The sequence below is a fragment of the Mesorhizobium sp. M2A.F.Ca.ET.046.03.2.1 genome, assembly GCF_003952425.1.
GTDB lineage: Bacteria > Pseudomonadota > Alphaproteobacteria > Rhizobiales > Rhizobiaceae > Mesorhizobium.
Genome location: NZ_CP034449.1, coordinates 6707000 through 6723668 on the forward strand (window position 1 = coordinate 6707000; position 16669 = coordinate 6723668).

Genomic DNA, 16669 nt, shown 5'->3' on the forward strand with positions numbered 1-16669 from the left:
GCCAGCTGCGGCCGTCGGCTGCCGGCAGGAAACAAGATAATGCCCAACAAGATGCTGATAGACGCCTCCCACCCGGAGGAAACACGCGTTGTCGTCGTTCGCGGTAACCGCATCGAAGAATTCGACTTTGAATCCCAGGACAAGAAGCAGCTCAAAGGAAACATCTACCTCGCCCGCGTAACCCGCGTCGAACCTTCCCTCCAGGCAGCCTTTGTCGAGTATGGCGGCAACCGTCACGGTTTTCTCGCCTTCAGTGAAATCCATCCCGACTATTATCAGATCCCGGTCGCCGACCGTCAGGCTCTGCTGCGCGCCGAAGCGCAGGAGGCCGAGGACGAAGACGACGAGGAAGCGGAGAACGGCGAAGAGCAGCAGGCGCGCGATCGCGGCGGCCGGCGCAACCGCAGGCGCGGCGGCAAGAACCGTGACCGCGGCGAGCACAGACACGCTTCCTCGGAAAACGAGGAAAGCCCGGCTGAGCCCGCAGCCCTCGAAGAGCCCGCGGCAGAGGCTGCCGGGAGCGAGGAAGCCGGCGGCGTGACCGCCGATGCCTCGCCAGAAGACGCATCGGACGTATCGGATGCATCCATCGTCGCCGAAGCCGTCGAAGTCGAAACCGACCAGGAAACGGCTGAAGAGTCCGCCGCCGAGACCGGCGGCGGCGAAGCAGCGGACAACGAGGACGGCAAGCCGTCCGAAGGTGGCCCCACCTCGATTGCAGCGAGCGTCGAAGCCGACGTGATTTCCGAGGCGGTGCCACAGGCGGATCAGCCCGAGCAGAGCGGCGAAGCCGCCAGCGACAATGATCGCGGCATGCTGGAGGACGTCTCGGCCTCGCATTCGGACGAGCACGAGGTCGAATCGGTCGGCGCCGAGGACGCGCTCGAGGAAATCCGCAGCCGCCGCAAGCCGGTCCGCCGCCAGTACAAGATTCAGGAAGTCATCAAGCGCCGCCAGATCCTTCTGGTGCAGGTGGTCAAGGAAGAGCGCGGCAACAAGGGCGCCGCGCTCACCACCTATCTTTCGCTTGCCGGCCGCTATTCGGTGCTGATGCCGAACACAGCGCGCGGCGGCGGCATCTCGCGCAAGATCACCAACGCCCAGGACCGCAAGCGGCTGAAGGAGGTCGTGACCGACCTCGACGTGCCGCAGGGCATGGGTGTCATCCTGCGCACCGCCGGCGAAAGCCGCACCAAGGCCGAGATCAAGCGCGACTACGAGTATCTGATGCGGCTGTGGGAGAACGTCCGCAGCCTCACCCTGCAATCCACGGCCCCTGCCCTGGTCTACGAGGAAGGCAGCCTGATCAAGCGCTCGGTGCGCGACCTCTACAACAAGGATATCGACGAGATCCTGGTTTCCGGCGAGGACGGTTATCGCGAGGCCAAGGACTTCATGCGCATGCTGATGCCGAGCCACGCCAAGGTGGTTCAGCCCTATCGCGACACGACGCCGATCTTCGTGCGCAACGGCATCGAGGCGCAGCTCGACCGCATGCTGCAGCCACAGGTGACGCTGAAAAGCGGCGGCTACATCATCATCAACCAGACCGAGGCGCTGGTCTCGATCGACGTCAACTCCGGCCGCTCCACCAAGGAGCATTCGATCGAGGAGACCGCGCTCCACACCAATCTAGAGGCGGCCGAGGAAGTCGCGCGGCAGCTCAGACTGCGCGACCTTGCCGGCCTCATCGTCATCGACTTCATCGACATGGAGGAGAACCGCAACAACCGCGCTGTCGAGAAGCGGCTGAAGGATCACCTCAAGAACGACCGCGCCCGCATCCAGGTCGGCCGCATCTCGCATTTCGGCCTGATGGAAATGTCGCGTCAGCGCATCCGCGCCAGCGTGCTGGAATCGACCATGAAGCCCTGCCCGCATTGCGGCGGCACCGGCCATGTGCGTTCCGATTCCTCCGTGGCGCTGATGGTGGTGCGGGCGATCGAGGAATTCCTGCTCAAGGATTCGCGCAGCCACATCATCGTGCGCACGCCGGCCGCGACGGCGCTTTACGTGCTGAACCACAAGCGCGCCAACCTTGTGGAGCTCGAAGCCCGTTTCGGCCTGACGATCACGATCGAGGCTGACGAGACTCTCGGCACCCAGCATTACGCGATCTTCCGCGGCGCCATAGCCGAGAAGCCGGAAGGTTTTGTCGAGGTGCGCAGCCTGCCGGCCTATGTCGAGCCGGACGAGCCCGAGGACGAGATCATCATCGAGGAGGAAGAAGAGGCCGCGGTGCAGGCCGAACAGCCGCGCCAGCCGCAGCAGCAGGGCCAGCACCAGCAGCGGTCCGAGGACGGCGAAGGCCGCGACCGCAAGCGTCGCAAGCGCCGGCGGCGGCGTGGCGGCAGGGACCGCGACCGCGAGCACAATGGGGATGTCGCGGCGGCGCCGGCGGAAGCTGGCGAAACCAGCGACGATGCCGCGGATGCGCCGGAAGAAGCAGCCCAGGAGGCGACCGATGGCGGCGAAGCCGAGGCAACCGCTACCGATGATGCTTCCGGCAAGAAGCGCCGGCGCGGCAAGCGCGGCGGCAAGCGCAACCGCCGCGACGACGAGGCTTCAGAGGCCCCCGCTGGCGACGGCGAGGACGAAGCAGCGGAAGATGAGGACGCCGCAGGCGAGCCGGCCGTGGCAGCCGCGCCTGAGCAGCCTGCTGCCCCCGCGGCCGCCAATGACGACGCCGAGGCGGTCGAAAAGCCGAAGAAGCCCCGCCGTTCGCGCGCCAAGAAGGCCGCCGAGGAAGCCGTGGCAGAGACGGTGTCCGAATCTGTGGCGGAAGCCCAGGTCGCGCCCGTGGCGGTCGAGCCGGAGCCGGCGGCTGCCGCGGCGGCCGAGGCCGAGCCCGCCGCCAATGCCCACCCGACGCGGCGCAAGCCGCAGTCGATCGATGCGCCGGTTGTTCCCGTCGTCTCCTCGAACGTGTCCGAAGAGGCCAAGGCCGAGGACAAACCGAAGCGCGCAGGCTGGTGGCAGCGCAAGGGTTTCTTCTAAGCTTTTCAAATTGTTGGACTGATTTCTTTGCAAAGATCCCGCGCCACCTGGCGCGGGATTTTTTGTTTGCCGAAGCGCAAGGCAAATCGACATTCAGATCAGGCCGAGTCGAAAATGGTTGGTTCCGAGAACCGGAGTGAGCACCGGAAGCGCAGGAAACCGCCATTTGCAGGCCGGCCTCACCTGAATATCGACTTGCCTATGGCGCGAAGATCGACCAGTTCATCATCCGTGCGAGCTTCTCCAGGGCGATGGAGCCGAGCTTGGAGTTGCCGTTCTCGTTGAGGCCGGGCGACCAAACAGCCAGCGAAGCCACGCCGGGCACGATGCCCAAAATGCCGCCGCCGACACCGCTTTTGCCGGGGATGCCGACGTGGAAGGCAAAATCGCCGGAGCCGTCATAGTGGCCGCAGGTCAGCATCAGCGCGCCGATACGGCGTGCCCGCTCGGCCGACACGACCGAATGCCCGGTCGCCGGATTCCTTCCGCTATTGGCGAGGAACCGGCCCGCCATGGCAAGCTGCCGGCAACTCATGGCGATGGCGCAGTGATGGAAATAGACGCCCAGTGCCAGCTCCGGCTCATGATGAAGATTGCCGAAGGATTTCATGTAGTTGGCCAAGGCGAAGTTGCGGTAGCCGGTCGCCCGCTCGGACGCCGCCACTTCGCGGTCGATGATGATCGTCTCGTCATCGGCGAGGAACTGGATGAAGCGCAGGATCTCGCCGATCGCCTCGCGCGGCTGATGCCCGGCGAGCAGCACGTCGGAGACGACTATGGCGCCGGCATTGATGAACGGATTGCGCGGGATGCCGTTCTCATGTTCGAGCTGGACGATCGAGTTGAACGGATTGCCGGACGGCTCGCGGCCGACGCGCTGCCAGAGCGCATCGCCGACCTTTCCCAGCGCCAGCGTGAGGGTGAAGACCTTCGAGACGCTTTGGATGGAAAAGGGCTGATCGGCATCGCCGGCAAGGATGACGCGGCCATCATTGGTCACGGCGGCGATGCCGAACCTCTTCGGATCGACCTTGCCGAGCTGCGGGATATAGGTCGCTACCTTGCCGCGATCGGTGCGTTCAGCCATTTCGGCGGCGACTTCCGCCAATGCTTGCTCGAGTTCCGGCATGGCTTCTATTTCAGCCAGTGTTCGATGCGCGCCAGCGCCTCGACCATGTCTTCATGGCTGCCGGCATAGGAAAAGCGCATGGTGCGATGCCCCTGTTGCGGATCGAAATCGCGGCCTGGCGTCGCCGCGACATGCGCCTCGGCCAGCATTTTTCGCGCAAAGGCCATGCTGTCATTGGTGTGGCGGGTGACATCGCAGAAGGCATAGAAGGCGCCGTCCATGGGTGCTGCCAACGCAAAGCCGAGCTCGGGCAGACGCTTCATCAGAAGGTCGCGATTCCAGGCATAGCGCGCCTTCACCTTTTCGAGCTCCTCCGTGGCCTTGAAGGCCTCGATCGCGGCGATCTGCGACAATTCCGGCGGCGAGATATAGAGGCTCTGGGCGATACGCTCGACCGGCCGCACCAGTTCCTCGGGCAGCACCATCCAGCCGATGCGCCAGCCGGTCATGCAATAGTATTTCGAGAAGGAATTGATCACGGTCACGCCGGCGCCATGCGCCAGCGCGGTCACATCGGGCGCCGCATAGGCCAGCCGGTGGTAGATTTCATCGGATATGACGGCGATGCCGAGTTCCTCCGCCGTCTTCACCAGGGCCGCAAGTTCGTCCGCCGGGATCACCGCTCCAGTCGGATTGGCGGGGCTGGCAAACAGCACACCCTTCAGCGGCTTATCGCGATGCGCGCTCTTCAGGTGATCGGCATGCAGATAGGCATCCGTGCCGAGCTCGATCTCGACGATCTCGATGCCGAGCGCGGCCATGATGTTTCGGTAGGCAGGATAGCCTGGCGCGGCGATGGCGACGCGGTCGCCCGGATCGAACATGGCCAGGAAAGCGAGGTTGAAGGCGGCCGACGACCCCGTGGTGACGGCAATGCGCGACGGCGCGACATCGATCCCGTAATGCTCGCCATAGTGCTCGGCGATCGCCTTGCGCAGATCGGCCAGGCCCAAGGCATCGGTGTAGCCGATGCGGCCGTGCCTGAGGGCCGCGGCCGCCGCTTCGCGGACGCCGGCCGGCGCGGGATCCGACGGCTGGCCGACGGCCATCGACACCACAGGCACGCCGGTGGCCTTCAGCCGGTTGGCTTCGGCCAGGATGTCCATGGCGTGGAAGGGCTCGACTTCCCCCCGGCGCGAAAGCGAAACGACCATTTGACCTCTTCCAACTGCCCTATTTCGGTGAATTCCGGACGCAAGCAGCGCAGACTTGTCCTTGAACTGCCCTAGTTAAAGGAACAGCGCCGCACAAATGCCCGATTGATGTGGGGATCACAAGCGCGCAGGAAGTTGCCGGCGCCGACTTTTCATCTTTCGCCCGCTCGTCTACCAGTGGACCTATGTTGAGCCGACTCCGACCATCGATTGGCAGATCGACCTCCCTCAGCCGAACCGCGCGCGGCTTCGCGACGCTTATGCTTGCCGCCGCCGTTGCCGTGTCCGGCTCGGTCAGCGCCTTCGCGCAGGGCGTGCCGGTGGTGCGCGACGCCGAGATCGAGGCGCTGGTGCGCGATTATGCCCGGCCGATCTTCAAGGCCGCCGGGCTTGCCAATGACGGCATCGACATCGTTCTGGTCAACGATCCGAGTTTCAACGCCTTCGTCACCGGGCGGCGCCTGTTCGTCAACACCGGCGCGCTGGTGACCGCCGAAACGCCGAACGAGATCATCGGCGTCATCGCGCACGAGGCCGGCCATATCGCGGGCGGACATCAGCAGAAATTGCGCGACCAGCTCGACCGCGCCAAGACAATGGCCATCATCGCCACGCTGCTCGGCGCCGGCGCCATGGTGGCCGGCGCCACCACCAACAGCAAGGGCCTGGCGGGCGCCGGCATGGGCGTCGCCGCCGGCGGCGGCGAGATGGCGCAGCGCTCGATCCTTGCCTATCAGCGTACCGAAGAGATCACCGCCGACCGCTCGGCGATCACCTATCTCAACGCCACCGGCCAGTCAGGCATGGGCATGCTGAAGACCTTCGGCCGCTTCCAGAGCGCGCTGTCGCTCGCCGGCACCCAGGTGGATCCCTACCGGATCAGCCATCCGATGCCGCAGGAGCGCATCTCCAACCTTGAAGTGCTGGTCAAGCAGAGCCCCTTCGTCAATGTTGTCGACCCGCCGGCGCTGCAGCAGCGGCACGACATGATGCGCATCAAGATCGCCGCCTATATGCAGGGCCAGGCGGCTGTCGCGCGGCTGATGCGCAAGAATCCGACCAGCCTCGCCTCGCGCTATGGCGACGCGCAGCAGACCTATCTTTACGGCAATCCAGGCGCCGCGCTGACCAAGACGGCGGCGCTGATCAAGGAACAGCCGAAGAACCCCTATTTCCAGGAGCTGCGCGGCGATATCCTGATGAAGGCCAACAAGCCGAAGGACGCGGCGGACGCCTATGCCAAGGCGGTGAGCCTCGATCCCGCGCATTCCGGACTGCTGCTGGTCTCGCTCGGCCAGGCGCTGATGGCGGTGGGCACGCCCGATTCGCTGAAAAAGGCCGTGGTCCAGCTCAACAACGGCGTCGGGCGGGACAAGGAGAATGCCGAAGCCTATCGCTTCCTGGCGCAGGCCTATGGAGAACAGGGCGACATTCCGGCCGCCGATCTTGCCACCGCAGAGGGCCATTACTATGCGGGCGACTACAAGAATGCGAAGATCTTCGCCATGCGCGCTCAACAGAAATTGAAGCGCGGCGAACCCCGCTGGGTGCGCGCTCAGGATATTATAAACTACACACCGTCTAACAAACTCAAATGAACCTCCCGGACGTCGGCGACGACGAAGGCGGACCGGAACAGGAAAAAGGACGACGATAATGAACAAGGCAATCCTGCTTGGCAGTGCCGGCGGCCTGGCGGTGGCGCTCGGCATGCTGGCCTTCGGTTTCGTGGCGGGAAATCCGCAGGCCGCGAAGGCCGATACCGTGCAGGTCGCCCAGGTCACGTCCTCCGCCGACACCCAGGCGGCCGCCGATACCAAGATCGATCGCAAGGAGGTCGAGGGCATCATCCGCGACTACCTCTTGAAGAACCCGGAAGTGCTGCTCGAGGTGCAGGACGCGCTCGAGGCCAAGCAGAAGGAAGAGCAGCGGCTTGCGGCACTCGGCGTCATCAAGAATTCCAAGGACGAGATCTTCAACTCGACGTTCGACGGCGTCGTCGGCAACCCCAAGGGCAAGGTCACGATCGTCGAGTTCTACGACTACAATTGCGGTTTTTGCAAACGCGCCATCGAGGACATGCAGGCGTTGACCAAGTCCGATCCGGACCTGCGCTTCGTCCTCAAGGAGTTCCCGATCCTGAGCCCCGATTCGCAGAAGGCCAGCGTCGTCTCCATGGCGTTCCACCTGATGCATCCGGAGAAATACGGCGAATTCCACACCGCGCTGCTCGGCGGCCAGGGCCGCGCCACCGAAGCGACCGCTATCAAGGTGGCGCTTTTGCTCGGCGCCGATGAGGCGACGCTGCGCGAGAAGATGAAGGATCCGCGCATCGCCGAGACGCTTTCGCGCACCTATGACCTTGCGACGAAACTGTCGATCACTGGCACGCCGTCCTATGTGGTCGGCAACGAGGTGATCTTCGGAGCGCTCGGCCAGCAGGTTCTGGCGGAAAAGATCGAAGAGGCCAAGAGCGCACTGTAGGCGCTTGCGGATACAAAAGCCGGCCGCTGTGGACAGCGTAAGAACGCACTTGCGCTCTTTTCGCGGGCGGCTATGCCCATTATAGAGGCCCAGTGCGCCGGCTTGGGGTCGGCGTGAAACAAGGTCGGCATATTGAAAACGATTTTCGTCCTCAACGGTCCCAATCTCAATGCGCTCGGCAAACGCGAGCCGGGAATTTATGGCGGCAAGACGCTTGCGGCCATCGAAGAGGATTGCAAGGCGGCGGGCGCCGCGCTCGGGCTCGGGATCGATTTTCGCCAGTCCAATCATGAGGGCGATCTGGTCGATTGGATCCAGGAAGCCGGCGAGAAGGCTGCAGGCATCGTCATCAATCCCGGCGCCTACAGCCACACCTCGATTGCCATCCACGACGCCATCCGCTCTGTTGCGCCGCTGCCCGTCGCGGAGGTGCATCTTTCCAACATCCACGCGCGGGAGCCCTTCCGCCACGTCTCCATGGTCGCGCCGGTCGCTGTCGGCATGATCTGCGGGTTCGGGCCGCTCGGCTACACGCTCGCGCTGCAGGCACTGGCGGCACGCCTGTGACCGGCCCCCAAACAGAAGGCTCGAAAATGTCGATAAAAAAGAACGGTGTTGACCAGCAACTGATCCGCGACCTGGCGGGCATCCTGAACGACACCAATCTGACGGAGATCGAGGTCGAGCTCGGCGACCTCAAGGTGCGCGTGTCGCGCCAGTCGCAGGCTGTCCATGCGGTTGCCGCGCCCCTGCCCGCGATCGCCGCTCCCGTCGCCGCCGCGGCTCAGCCGGCAGCGGCCGTCGCCGCGGCGCCTGCCGATCCGTCCAAGAATGCCGTGCCTTCGCCGATGGTCGGCACCGCCTATCTGGCGCCCTCGCCCGACGCCAAGCCGTTCGTCGAGATCGGCCAGAAGGTGAAGGAAGGCCAGACGCTTCTCATCATCGAGGCGATGAAGACGATGAACCAGATTCCTTCGCCGCGCGCCGGCACGGTGACGGCGATCCTCATCGAGGACGCCCAGCCGGTCGAGTACGGAATGCCGCTGGTGGTCCTCGAGTAGGAACAGCCAAGAGATGTTCCAGAAGATCCTCATCGCCAATCGCGGCGAAATCGCGCTCCGGGTGCTGCGCGCCTGCAAGGAGCTCGGCATCCAGACGGTGGTGGTCCACTCGACCGCGGATTCCGACGCCATGCATGTGCGGCTCGCCGACGAGAGCGTCTGCATCGGCCCGCCGCCGTCGCGCGAAAGCTACCTCAACATCCACCAGATCGTCGCCGCCTGCGAGATCACCGGCGCCGACGCCGTGCATCCGGGCTACGGCTTTCTGTCCGAAAACGCCAAATTCGCCGATATCCTCGCCGCCCACAACATCACCTTCATCGGCCCCTCCGGCGACCATATCCGCATCATGGGTGACAAGATCGAGGCCAAGCGCACGGCAAAGCGTCTCGGCATTCCCGTGGTGCCCGGCTCCGACGGCGCGATCAGCGACGAGAAGGAAGCCAAGCGCGTTGCGGCCGAGATCGGCTATCCGGTGATCATCAAGGCCTCCGCCGGCGGCGGCGGCCGCGGCATGAAGGTGGCGCACACCGAAGCGGACCTCGAAGTCGCGTTGCAGACGGCAAAGTCGGAAGCCGGCGCGGCCTTTGGCGACGACGCAGTGTATATCGAGAAATATCTGGAAAAGCCGCGCCATATCGAGGTGCAGGTGTTCGGCGACGGCGCCGGCCGCGGCGTGCATTTCGGCGAACGCGACTGCTCGCTGCAGCGGCGCCACCAGAAGGTGTGGGAGGAGGCCAATTCGCCCGCGCTCAACGCCGAGGAACGTTCGCGCATCGGCGGCATCTGCGCCAAAGCGATCGCCGATCTCGGCTATTCAGGCGCAGGCACGATCGAGTTCCTCTATGAGAATGGCGAGTTCTATTTCATCGAGATGAACACGCGACTGCAGGTCGAGCATCCGGTGACCGAAGCGATCACCGGCATCGACCTCGTGCATGAGCAGATCCGCGTCGCTTCCGGCGGCGGGCTGTCGGTCAGGCAGGAGGACATCAAGTTCACCGGCCACGCCATCGAGTGCCGCATCAACGCCGAGGACCCGCGGACCTTCACGCCTTCGCCCGGCACGATCACGCATTTCCATACGCCGGGCGGCCTCGGCGTCCGCGTCGATTCCGGTGTCTATTCCGGCTACAAGATCCCGCCTTATTACGACAGCCTGATCGGCAAGCTGATCGTGCATGGCCGCAACCGCGTGGAATGCATGATGCGGCTGCGCCGCGCGCTTGATGAATTCGTCGTCGACGGCATCAAGACGACACTGCCGCTGTTTCGCGACCTTGTCGGCAATCCCGACATCGCCAATGGCGACTACGATATCCACTGGCTGGAAAAATACCTGGCCAAGGGTGAATAGCACGGGGATGCGATGACCCGCCCCTACGCGCCAGGCTATCGCATCCCGACCGACCTGCTGCTCAGGGCTTACGCCTCGGGCGTATTCCCGATGGCCGAGAGCGCCGACGACCCGGAAGTGTTCTGGGTGCGGCCGGAGACGCGCGGCATCATTCCGCTGGACGGGTTCCACACGCCGCGCAGCCTCAAGAAAACGATCCGCAAGCACCCGTTCGAGATCCGCTACGATTTCGATTTCGAGGCGACGATCGACGGCTGCGCCGAGAAGCGCGAAGAGCGCCGCTCGACCTGGATCAATGCGCCGATCCGCGAAGCCTATGTCGAGCTCCATTGCCTCGGCCACTGCCATTCGGTCGAAGCCTGGCGCGAGGACCGTCTGGTCGGCGGCCTTTACGGCGTTTCGCTCGGGCGCGTGTTCTTCGGCGAGAGCATGTTCGCCAGGGAGACCGATGCCTCTAAGACCTGCCTCTATTATCTCGTCGAGCGGCTGAAGGCGCGCGGCTTCGCGCTGCTCGACACGCAGTTCACCACCGAGCATTTGAAGCGCTTCGGCGCCATCGACGTGCCGCGCGGCCAGTATGAGAAGCTGCTGGCCGAGGCGCTGAAGGGCGAGGCCGTCTTCTATCCCTGAGGTCAGTCCCGCGCCGTATCCATCGGCGTCTGCGCGTGAAACATCATCTTCCAGCCGTCGGCGCGGTGAACATAGCCGGTGCTGACCAGCGCGGCATAGGATTCGCCGTTCTCACGCGTCGCGCGCGCTTCGTAAGTCAGCATGATGATATCGCTGCCCGGCTCGACCATGCCCTTCAGCTTGATGTCGAGGTCGCGCCAACGGTTGGGTTTGCTGGCTGTCGCCGCCAGTTCGGAGTTGGTCATCGCCTTAGCCATTTGCGGAAACGCCACCAGGCATTCCACATCGGCATTGGCTTCATAATAGGCGGAATCGCCGGTCCAGAAGCCCTTCTCGATGTCGAGAAGCTCTTGCTTGTTGGCCATGATCGGCTTCGTGGCGGTCATCGCGGAATCCTCCTCGCCTTGCCGAGTTGGAACGGCTGAAAGGCGGGCAGGTTCCGGGATCAGTTGGTGCTGGAGGGATCGTCGTCGGTCGGCTCGGGGGCAGCGCCAGCCGGCTCGGTCGCCGGCTCCGCCGCGGCCTTGGGCTTGGCGGCCTGGGTCTTCGGCTTGCCCGTCTCGGCCTTTGCCGCGGTCGGCGGCGGCACGTCCGACTTCTGCTTGCAGCCCTTGAGCCAGACGTCATAGACGGCGTGCTCGACGGCGTTGAGACCAGGGCTTTCGGCAAACATCCAACCGGTGAAGATGCGACGGATCTTGCGATCGAGCGTGATCTCGTCGACCTCGACGAAGGAATCGGTCTTCGGCTGCTCCGTGTCCGGCCGCGAATAGCAGACGCGGGGCGTGACCTGCAAAGCGCCGAACTGCACGGTCTCGTCGACATAGACGTCGAAGGTGATGATGCGGCCGGTGATCTTGTCTATGCCGGCGAATTCGGCCAATGGGTTGGTGATACGCTCGGAGGCAGCCGGCGCAGGGGCCGGCGCCTGCGCGGCGGCGAAAGCGGCTGTCGAGGCAAGCAGAAGGGACGTCCCAGCGATCAGCGCCTTAGAGATTTGGGCTGGAATCCTGAGCCGCAATTCCGAACGGAAAACCGCTGCGCACTTTTCCTGGAATTGCTCTGGATCGCTCATGCAAACACCGGTGGTTGTGCCCGGGTGATTCTTCAATGCCCAAGGCTAATCATGGCTGCGCAGTCAGCAAGCAGCTAAACGCCAATTGTGGCGATAAAGGATCGAAGCGACGCCTTGAATTGCGATCCGGGTGATTACGATCCCGGCGTCCAGGCATCGTAGTCGCCGGTCACTTGCGGACGATGCTGGTTGGTCAAGATCGAACCTTGCGGCCGATAGGCGCCGGGCGTTCCCGTGAGGTTCGCCCGATGCGGCTTCTGCCACTCGCGCGCCTTGTAGCTCTCGCCCGAAGGGGGCGTGTCGACGCGGTGATGGATCCATCCATGCCAGCCGGGCGGGATCTTCGAGGCTTCCGAATAGTCGCGGTAGATCACCCAACGGCGGGTGCGACCTTCCGAATCGACACCGCCTTCATAATAGACGTTGCCTGCTTCGTCCTCGCCGACCTTCTTGCCGAAGCGCCAGGTGTGGAAGCGGGTGCCAAGCGTCTGGCTGTTCCACCAAGTGAAAAACTGCAGCAGGAAAGTTTTCATCCAGATCCTCGCGGCGGCAGCGGCTGCGCCTCTCCCCTGCTTATGGCGTCACGCCACCGCGAAGGCAAGGGTTTTGCCGCTCCCGGAATGTAATGCTTCGTGCGCTAAATCGATGCAGCCGCTCCGCTGGCGGCAGGGCGGCTTGCAAAGCCTTGCCTGTCTTTCTAAAGCTCGACCCGCCCCGGTTCGGGGCGCCTTCAGGGAGGTGACGATTGACCCGGAAACCGTCCGCCGACAGCCGGATCAACGCCGAAGATATTCGCCGCCGCAAGGGCGGCGTGCCGATCGTGTGCCTCACCGCCTATACCTACCCTGTCGCCCGCCTGCTCGATCCGCATGTCGACCTGCTCCTGGTCGGCGACAGCGTCGCCATGGTTCTGCATGGCCACGCCACCACGCTTGGCGCCTCGCTGGAGATGATGATCGCCCACGGCCAGGCTGTGATGCGCGGCTCGGCCAAGGCCTGCGTCGTGGTCGACATGCCGGCGGGTAGCTATGAGGCCTCGCCGGCGCAAGCCTCGACGTCCGCGAAGCGCATTGTCGAGGAAACGGGCTGCCAGGCCGTGAAGCTCGAAGGCGGCGTCGACATAGCCGCCCAGATCGCGGCCATCGTTGCGGCGGGAATACCGGTGATGGGTCATATCGGCCTGCAGCCACAGTCGGTGGAAAGGGACGGCGGATACAGGATCAAGGGCCGCACGGAGGAGAACATCGCAGCGCTCTTCCGCGACGCCGAGGCGGTGGAAAAGGCCGGCGCTTTCTCGGTTGTCATAGAGGGAACGATGGAGGCTGTGGCCGCGAAGTTGACCCGTCATATTTCCATACCGACCATTGGTATCGGCGCCAGCGCCGACTGCGACGGCCAGATCCTGGTGATCGACGACATGGTCGGCATGACCGTCGACCGCGTGCCTAAATTCGTGAAGGAATACGCCAACTTGCGCAGCGTGATCGCCGATGCGGCGGCGCGCTACGCGGCCGAGGTGCGCAGCCGCGCCTTTCCCGGCCCCGACCACGTCTTCACGACGACCTCCGGCAAGGACGAGACATGAGCACTGCAATCGTCGTCGACAGCGTCGCCGCCCTTCGCGCCCAGGTGCGCGAGTGGCGCCGGGCCGGACTCAGGGTCGCCATGGTGCCGACCATGGGCGCGCTGCATGACGGTCATATCTCGCTGGTCAGGATCGCGCTCGAATGCGCCGACCGCTGCGTCGTCTCGATCTTCGTCAACCCGACGCAGTTCGCGCCGACGGAGGACCTCGACAAATATCCGCGCCAGCTGGCGCGCGATCTTGACCGGTTGCGGGAGGCAGGCGCGCATCTCGCCTTCACGCCGAGCGTAAGCGAAATGTACCCCGCCGGCTTCGCCACCAAGATCGCGGTGGGCGGCCCCTCGTCGGGTCTCGAGACAGACTTCAGGCCGAGCTTCTTCGACGGCGTCGCGACCGTGGTTGCCAAGCTCTTCCTGCAGGCGGCGCCCGACTGCGCCGTGTTCGGCGAGAAGGACTACCAGCAGCTTTGCGTCGTCAGGCAGCTCTGCCGCGATCTCGACCTGCCTGTCGAGATCATCGGCGCGCCAACGGTGCGCGACGCCCAGGGCCTCGCCATGTCATCACGCAATGCCTATCTCAGCGAAGCCGAGCTCGACATCGCGCGCCAGCTCAACGGTATCCTGCACCGCGCGGCAGCGGCCCTTTCGGCCGGTGCGGATGAATCCGGCGCCACCGAAGACGCTGCAAAGGCGCTTGTCTCCGCAGGCTTCCGGAAGATCGACTATGTCGCCGCCCGCGCGAGCGTCACGCTTGCACCCTGGCGACGGGACCGCGACGGCCGCCTGCTCGCGGCAGCATGGCTCGGCACGACGAGGCTGATCGACAATGTGGAGATTCCCTCCGCGTGACCGCTCGCGGTCCGATCGGCTTCCGATCGGCTTCCGATCGGCAAGCTGTCGCCGCCGTGACGCCTATTCTTCCGACGGCATATAAGATACATCGACTGGAGGCGTCGTCGATCTAGCCGAGCCGCTTTTCCATGATGAGCGCGGGCAATCCCGAACTGCCGCCGCAATCGGCGGTCCTGCCCGCCTGGCGGAACCCGTTCGCCTGGTAGAAGGCGATCGCCACGGCATTTGCTTCCTCGACTTCGAGGCGCAGCGTATCCATCTCCGGAAAACTGGCCTCGACTTCGTCGAGCAGCGACTGGCCGATCCCCTGCCGCTGGCAGGCCGGATGCACATAGAGCTGGTTCAGAAGGACGATCTTCGGGTCGGTGGTGGCGGCGGCGAACGCCATGCCGCCGAGCCGCTTGCCGTCGTCAGCAACCAGGAACTCGGAATTCGGACGCGTCAGCCGCGTCTTGAGCGAGGTGATCGAATGCCAGTCGTCGGTGATCGCCGTAACCCGCTCGGCGCCATAGATGGCGTCATAGGTCGCATGCCAGGTCTCGACCAGCAGCGCGCGGACCGCAACAAGATCGCGCTCGCTGGCGGTGCGGACGAACATCGCTCTATTCGATGCCCAGCTTGGCCTTGACGAGGTCGTTGACCGCCTGCGGGTTGGCCTTGCCGCCGGTCGCCTTCATGACCTGGCCAACGAACCAGCCGGCCATGGTCGGCTTGGCGCGCGCCTGCTCGGCCTTGTCCGGATTGGCGGCGATGACCTCGTCGACGGCCTTCTCGATGGCGCCGGTATCGGTGACCTGCTTCATGCCGCGGCTCTCGACGAGCTGGCGCGGGTCGCCACCTTCGTTCCAGACGATCTCGAACAGGTCCTTGGCGATCTTGCCTGAAATGGTGCCTTCCTTGATCAGGTCGAGCACGGCGCCCAGCTGCTCAGGCGAAACCGGAGCATTTTCAATGTCTTTGCCGGCCTTGTTCAGCTGCCCAAGGAGATCGTTGATGACCCAGTTGGCGGCGAGCTTGCCGTCGCGCCCGGCGGCAACCTTCTCGAAATAGTCGGCGATCGGCTTTTCCGAAACCAGCACCGAGGCGTCATAGGCGGACAGTCCAAGCACATCGACCAGCCGAGCCTTTTTGTCGTCGGGCAGTTCCGGCAGGTCCTTGGCGAGCGCATCGACATAGGCCTGGTCGAACTCCAACGGCAAAAGGTCGGGATCTGGGAAATAGCGATAGTCGTGCGCTTCTTCCTTGGAGCGCATCGAGCGCGTCTCGCCCTTGTTCGGATCGAACAGGCGCGTCTCCTGGTCGATCTTGCCGCCGTCTTCCAGAATGGCGATCTGGCGGCGCGCCTCATATTCGATGGCCTGGCCGATGAAGCGGATCGAATTCATGTTCTTGATCTCGCAACGCGTGCCGAACGCGCCGCCCGGACGGCGCACCGAGACGTTGACGTCGGCGCGCAGCGAGCCCTCGTCCATGTTGCCGTCGCATGTGCCGAGATAGCGCATGATCGAACGCAGCTTGGTGACATAGGCCTTGGCCTCGTCGGCCGAGCGAATGTCGGGCTTGGAGACGATCTCCATCAGCGCCACGCCGGAGCGGTTGAGGTCGACATAGGACATGGTCGGGTGCTGGTCGTGCATCGACTTGCCGGCGTCCTGTTCCAGGTGCAGGCGCTCGATACCGACCTCGATATCCTCGAACTCGCCCTGGCGGTCGGGACCGACGGAGACGATTACCTTGCCCTCGCCGACGATCGGCTGCTTGAACTGCGAGATCTGATAGCCCTGCGGCAGGTCCGGATAGAAATAGTTCTTCCGGTCGAAGACCGACTTGTGGTTGATCGCGGCCTTGAGGCCGAGCCCCGTGCGGATAGCCTGCTTGACGCATTCCTCGTTGATGACCGGCAGCATACCGGGCATCGCCGCGTCGACCAGGCTGACATTGGCGTTGGGCGCGGCGCCGAACGAGGTCGAGGCGCCGGAGAATAGCTTGGCCTGCGAGATCACTTGCGCATGCACTTCGAGCCCGATGATGATTTCCCAGTCGCCGGTGGCGCCGGGGATCAGACGTTTCGCGTCAGGGGTGCGGGTGTCGATGATGCTCATGGAGGCCTGCGTATCTTAGAATTCGCGATATGCAAAACGCATATTTCGGTGCGCAACTTCGCTAGTGCAAACCGCCCTGCGAGACAAGCGTAAAGCCCACACGCTGGCCTTTTCCGCTACGTTCGCCTATGGGACACTCCTCCCAATGGAGAGTGGATGTCCACTTACGCTCAGTCCCGGTGAAGCCCTGACCTCGTAGCGAGGCAGGGCAGAAAAACCTGAAACCCCGTGCCGCGATGTCTCG

The 16669-nt window shown here is 64.2% G+C and carries 16 protein-coding genes; 9 read left to right on the plus strand and 7 right to left on the minus strand.

Features of this window, described 5'->3' with window-relative positions:
• Window positions 1-39: 39 nt before the first annotated feature.
• Entirely contained in the window at window positions 40-2997 is a 2958-nt protein-coding gene (locus tag EJ072_RS32060) for a ribonuclease E/G (RefSeq protein WP_126082836.1), read from the plus strand.
• A 199-nt stretch (window positions 2998-3196) separates the two neighbouring features.
• Here the strand turns inward: EJ072_RS32060 and EJ072_RS32065 are convergent, their stop codons facing one another.
• Both EJ072_RS32065 and EJ072_RS32070 read right to left on the minus strand, forming a co-directional pair.
• Window positions 3197-4126, minus strand: a complete 930-nt coding sequence (locus EJ072_RS32065) for a glutaminase (protein ID WP_189343142.1) — start codon at window positions 4124-4126, stop codon at window positions 3197-3199.
• A gap of 5 nt (window positions 4127-4131) precedes the next feature.
• Window positions 4132-5280, minus strand: a complete 1149-nt coding sequence (locus EJ072_RS32070) for an aminotransferase class I/II-fold pyridoxal phosphate-dependent enzyme (RefSeq protein WP_126082838.1) — start codon at window positions 5278-5280, stop codon at window positions 4132-4134.
• 185 nt (window positions 5281-5465) lie between these two features.
• Between EJ072_RS32070 and EJ072_RS32075 the strand changes: the two genes are divergently transcribed.
• The 6 genes from EJ072_RS32075 to aat all read left to right on the plus strand — a co-directional run bounded on the left by EJ072_RS32075 (window position 5466) and on the right by aat (window position 10812).
• Complete coding sequence (locus EJ072_RS32075) at window positions 5466-6878, plus strand: M48 family metalloprotease (protein ID WP_126082839.1); 1413 nt, start codon at window positions 5466-5468, stop codon at window positions 6876-6878.
• A 58-nt stretch (window positions 6879-6936) separates the two neighbouring features.
• The gene (locus EJ072_RS32080) at window positions 6937-7764 is read left to right on the plus strand and encodes a DsbA family protein (RefSeq protein WP_126082840.1); all 828 of its coding nucleotides are present in this window, start codon (window positions 6937-6939) and stop codon (window positions 7762-7764) included.
• Window positions 7765-7896: 132 nt separating this feature from the next.
• Window positions 7897-8331, plus strand: a complete 435-nt coding sequence (gene aroQ / locus EJ072_RS32085; protein ID WP_042643880.1) for a type II 3-dehydroquinate dehydratase — start codon at window positions 7897-7899, stop codon at window positions 8329-8331.
• Between the two features lie 26 nt (window positions 8332-8357).
• Window positions 8358-8825: an acetyl-CoA carboxylase biotin carboxyl carrier protein gene (gene accB, locus EJ072_RS32090; protein WP_126082841.1), complete on the plus strand. Its 468-nt coding sequence runs from the start codon at window positions 8358-8360 to the stop codon at window positions 8823-8825.
• A gap of 13 nt (window positions 8826-8838) precedes the next feature.
• Window positions 8839-10182, plus strand: a complete 1344-nt coding sequence (gene accC / locus EJ072_RS32095; RefSeq protein WP_126082842.1) for an acetyl-CoA carboxylase biotin carboxylase subunit — start codon at window positions 8839-8841, stop codon at window positions 10180-10182.
• A gap of 12 nt (window positions 10183-10194) precedes the next feature.
• Window positions 10195-10812 (plus strand): leucyl/phenylalanyl-tRNA--protein transferase, encoded by a 618-nt coding sequence (gene aat, locus EJ072_RS32100; protein WP_126082843.1) that lies wholly within the window; start codon window positions 10195-10197, stop codon window positions 10810-10812.
• A gap of 2 nt (window positions 10813-10814) precedes the next feature.
• Here aat and EJ072_RS32105 read toward each other — a convergent pair whose 3' ends face one another.
• The 3 genes from EJ072_RS32105 to EJ072_RS32115 form a co-directional block, all read right to left on the minus strand.
• On the minus strand, window positions 10815-11198 hold the full coding sequence (locus EJ072_RS32105) for a hypothetical protein (protein WP_126082844.1): 384 nt from the start codon (window positions 11196-11198) through the stop codon (window positions 10815-10817).
• 59 nt (window positions 11199-11257) lie between these two features.
• Complete coding sequence (locus EJ072_RS32110; RefSeq protein WP_245467065.1) at window positions 11258-11887, minus strand: DUF2155 domain-containing protein; 630 nt, start codon at window positions 11885-11887, stop codon at window positions 11258-11260.
• 134 nt (window positions 11888-12021) lie between these two features.
• Entirely contained in the window at window positions 12022-12420 is a 399-nt protein-coding gene (locus tag EJ072_RS32115; protein ID WP_042643890.1) for an NADH:ubiquinone oxidoreductase subunit NDUFA12, read from the minus strand.
• A 212-nt stretch (window positions 12421-12632) separates the two neighbouring features.
• Between EJ072_RS32115 and panB the strand changes: the two genes are divergently transcribed.
• Together panB and panC are read left to right on the plus strand one after the other, a co-directional pair.
• On the plus strand, window positions 12633-13472 hold the full coding sequence (gene panB, locus EJ072_RS32120) for a 3-methyl-2-oxobutanoate hydroxymethyltransferase (protein WP_126082845.1): 840 nt from the start codon (window positions 12633-12635) through the stop codon (window positions 13470-13472).
• Window positions 13469-14320 carry a pantoate--beta-alanine ligase gene (gene panC, locus EJ072_RS32125; protein WP_126082846.1) on the plus strand — a complete coding sequence of 284 codons (852 nt, stop codon included), beginning with the start codon at window positions 13469-13471 and terminating at the stop codon, window positions 14318-14320. Before panB ends, panC begins: the two co-directional genes overlap by 4 nt.
• 112 nt (window positions 14321-14432) lie before the next feature.
• On the opposite strand, the gene EJ072_RS32130 is transcribed toward panC, so the two are convergent.
• Both EJ072_RS32130 and gatB read right to left on the minus strand, forming a co-directional pair.
• A complete protein-coding gene (locus EJ072_RS32130; RefSeq protein WP_126082847.1) occupies window positions 14433-14921 on the minus strand; it encodes a GNAT family N-acetyltransferase in 489 nt (162 codons plus the stop codon).
• Window positions 14922-14925: 4 nt separating this feature from the next.
• On the minus strand, window positions 14926-16425 hold the full coding sequence (gene gatB / locus EJ072_RS32135) for an Asp-tRNA(Asn)/Glu-tRNA(Gln) amidotransferase subunit GatB (protein ID WP_095820710.1): 1500 nt from the start codon (window positions 16423-16425) through the stop codon (window positions 14926-14928).
• Window positions 16426-16669: the final 244 nt, after the last annotated feature.

What these genes read in the sequence shown, in the direction of transcription:
- EJ072_RS32075 (WP_126082839.1), top strand. Translation starts at nt 5,466, where the DNA reads ATGTTGAGCCGACTCCGACCATCGATTGGCAGATCGACCTCCCTCAGC.
- accB (WP_126082841.1), top strand. Translation starts at nt 8,358, where the DNA reads ATGTCGATAAAAAAGAACGGTGTTGACCAGCAACTGATCCGCGACCTG.
- panC (WP_126082846.1), top strand. Translation starts at nt 13,469, where the DNA reads ATGAGCACTGCAATCGTCGTCGACAGCGTCGCCGCCCTTCGCGCCCAG.
- gatB (WP_095820710.1), bottom strand. Translation starts at nt 16,425, where the DNA reads ATGAGCATCATCGACACCCGCACCCCTGACGCGAAACGTCTGATCCCC.
- accC (WP_126082842.1), top strand. Translation starts at nt 8,839, where the DNA reads ATGTTCCAGAAGATCCTCATCGCCAATCGCGGCGAAATCGCGCTCCGG.
- aat (WP_126082843.1), top strand. Translation starts at nt 10,195, where the DNA reads ATGACCCGCCCCTACGCGCCAGGCTATCGCATCCCGACCGACCTGCTG.
- EJ072_RS32115 (WP_042643890.1), bottom strand. Translation starts at nt 12,420, where the DNA reads ATGAAAACTTTCCTGCTGCAGTTTTTCACTTGGTGGAACAGCCAGACG.
- EJ072_RS32110 (WP_245467065.1), bottom strand. Translation starts at nt 11,887, where the DNA reads ATGAGCGATCCAGAGCAATTCCAGGAAAAGTGCGCAGCGGTTTTCCGT.
- EJ072_RS32105 (WP_126082844.1), bottom strand. Translation starts at nt 11,198, where the DNA reads ATGACCGCCACGAAGCCGATCATGGCCAACAAGCAAGAGCTTCTCGAC.
- EJ072_RS32130 (WP_126082847.1), bottom strand. Translation starts at nt 14,921, where the DNA reads ATGTTCGTCCGCACCGCCAGCGAGCGCGATCTTGTTGCGGTCCGCGCG.
- EJ072_RS32070 (WP_126082838.1), bottom strand. Translation starts at nt 5,280, where the DNA reads ATGGTCGTTTCGCTTTCGCGCCGGGGGGAAGTCGAGCCCTTCCACGCC.
- EJ072_RS32080 (WP_126082840.1), top strand. Translation starts at nt 6,937, where the DNA reads ATGAACAAGGCAATCCTGCTTGGCAGTGCCGGCGGCCTGGCGGTGGCG.
- EJ072_RS32065 (WP_189343142.1), bottom strand. Translation starts at nt 4,126, where the DNA reads ATGCCGGAACTCGAGCAAGCATTGGCGGAAGTCGCCGCCGAAATGGCT.
- EJ072_RS32060 (WP_126082836.1), top strand. Translation starts at nt 40, where the DNA reads ATGCCCAACAAGATGCTGATAGACGCCTCCCACCCGGAGGAAACACGC.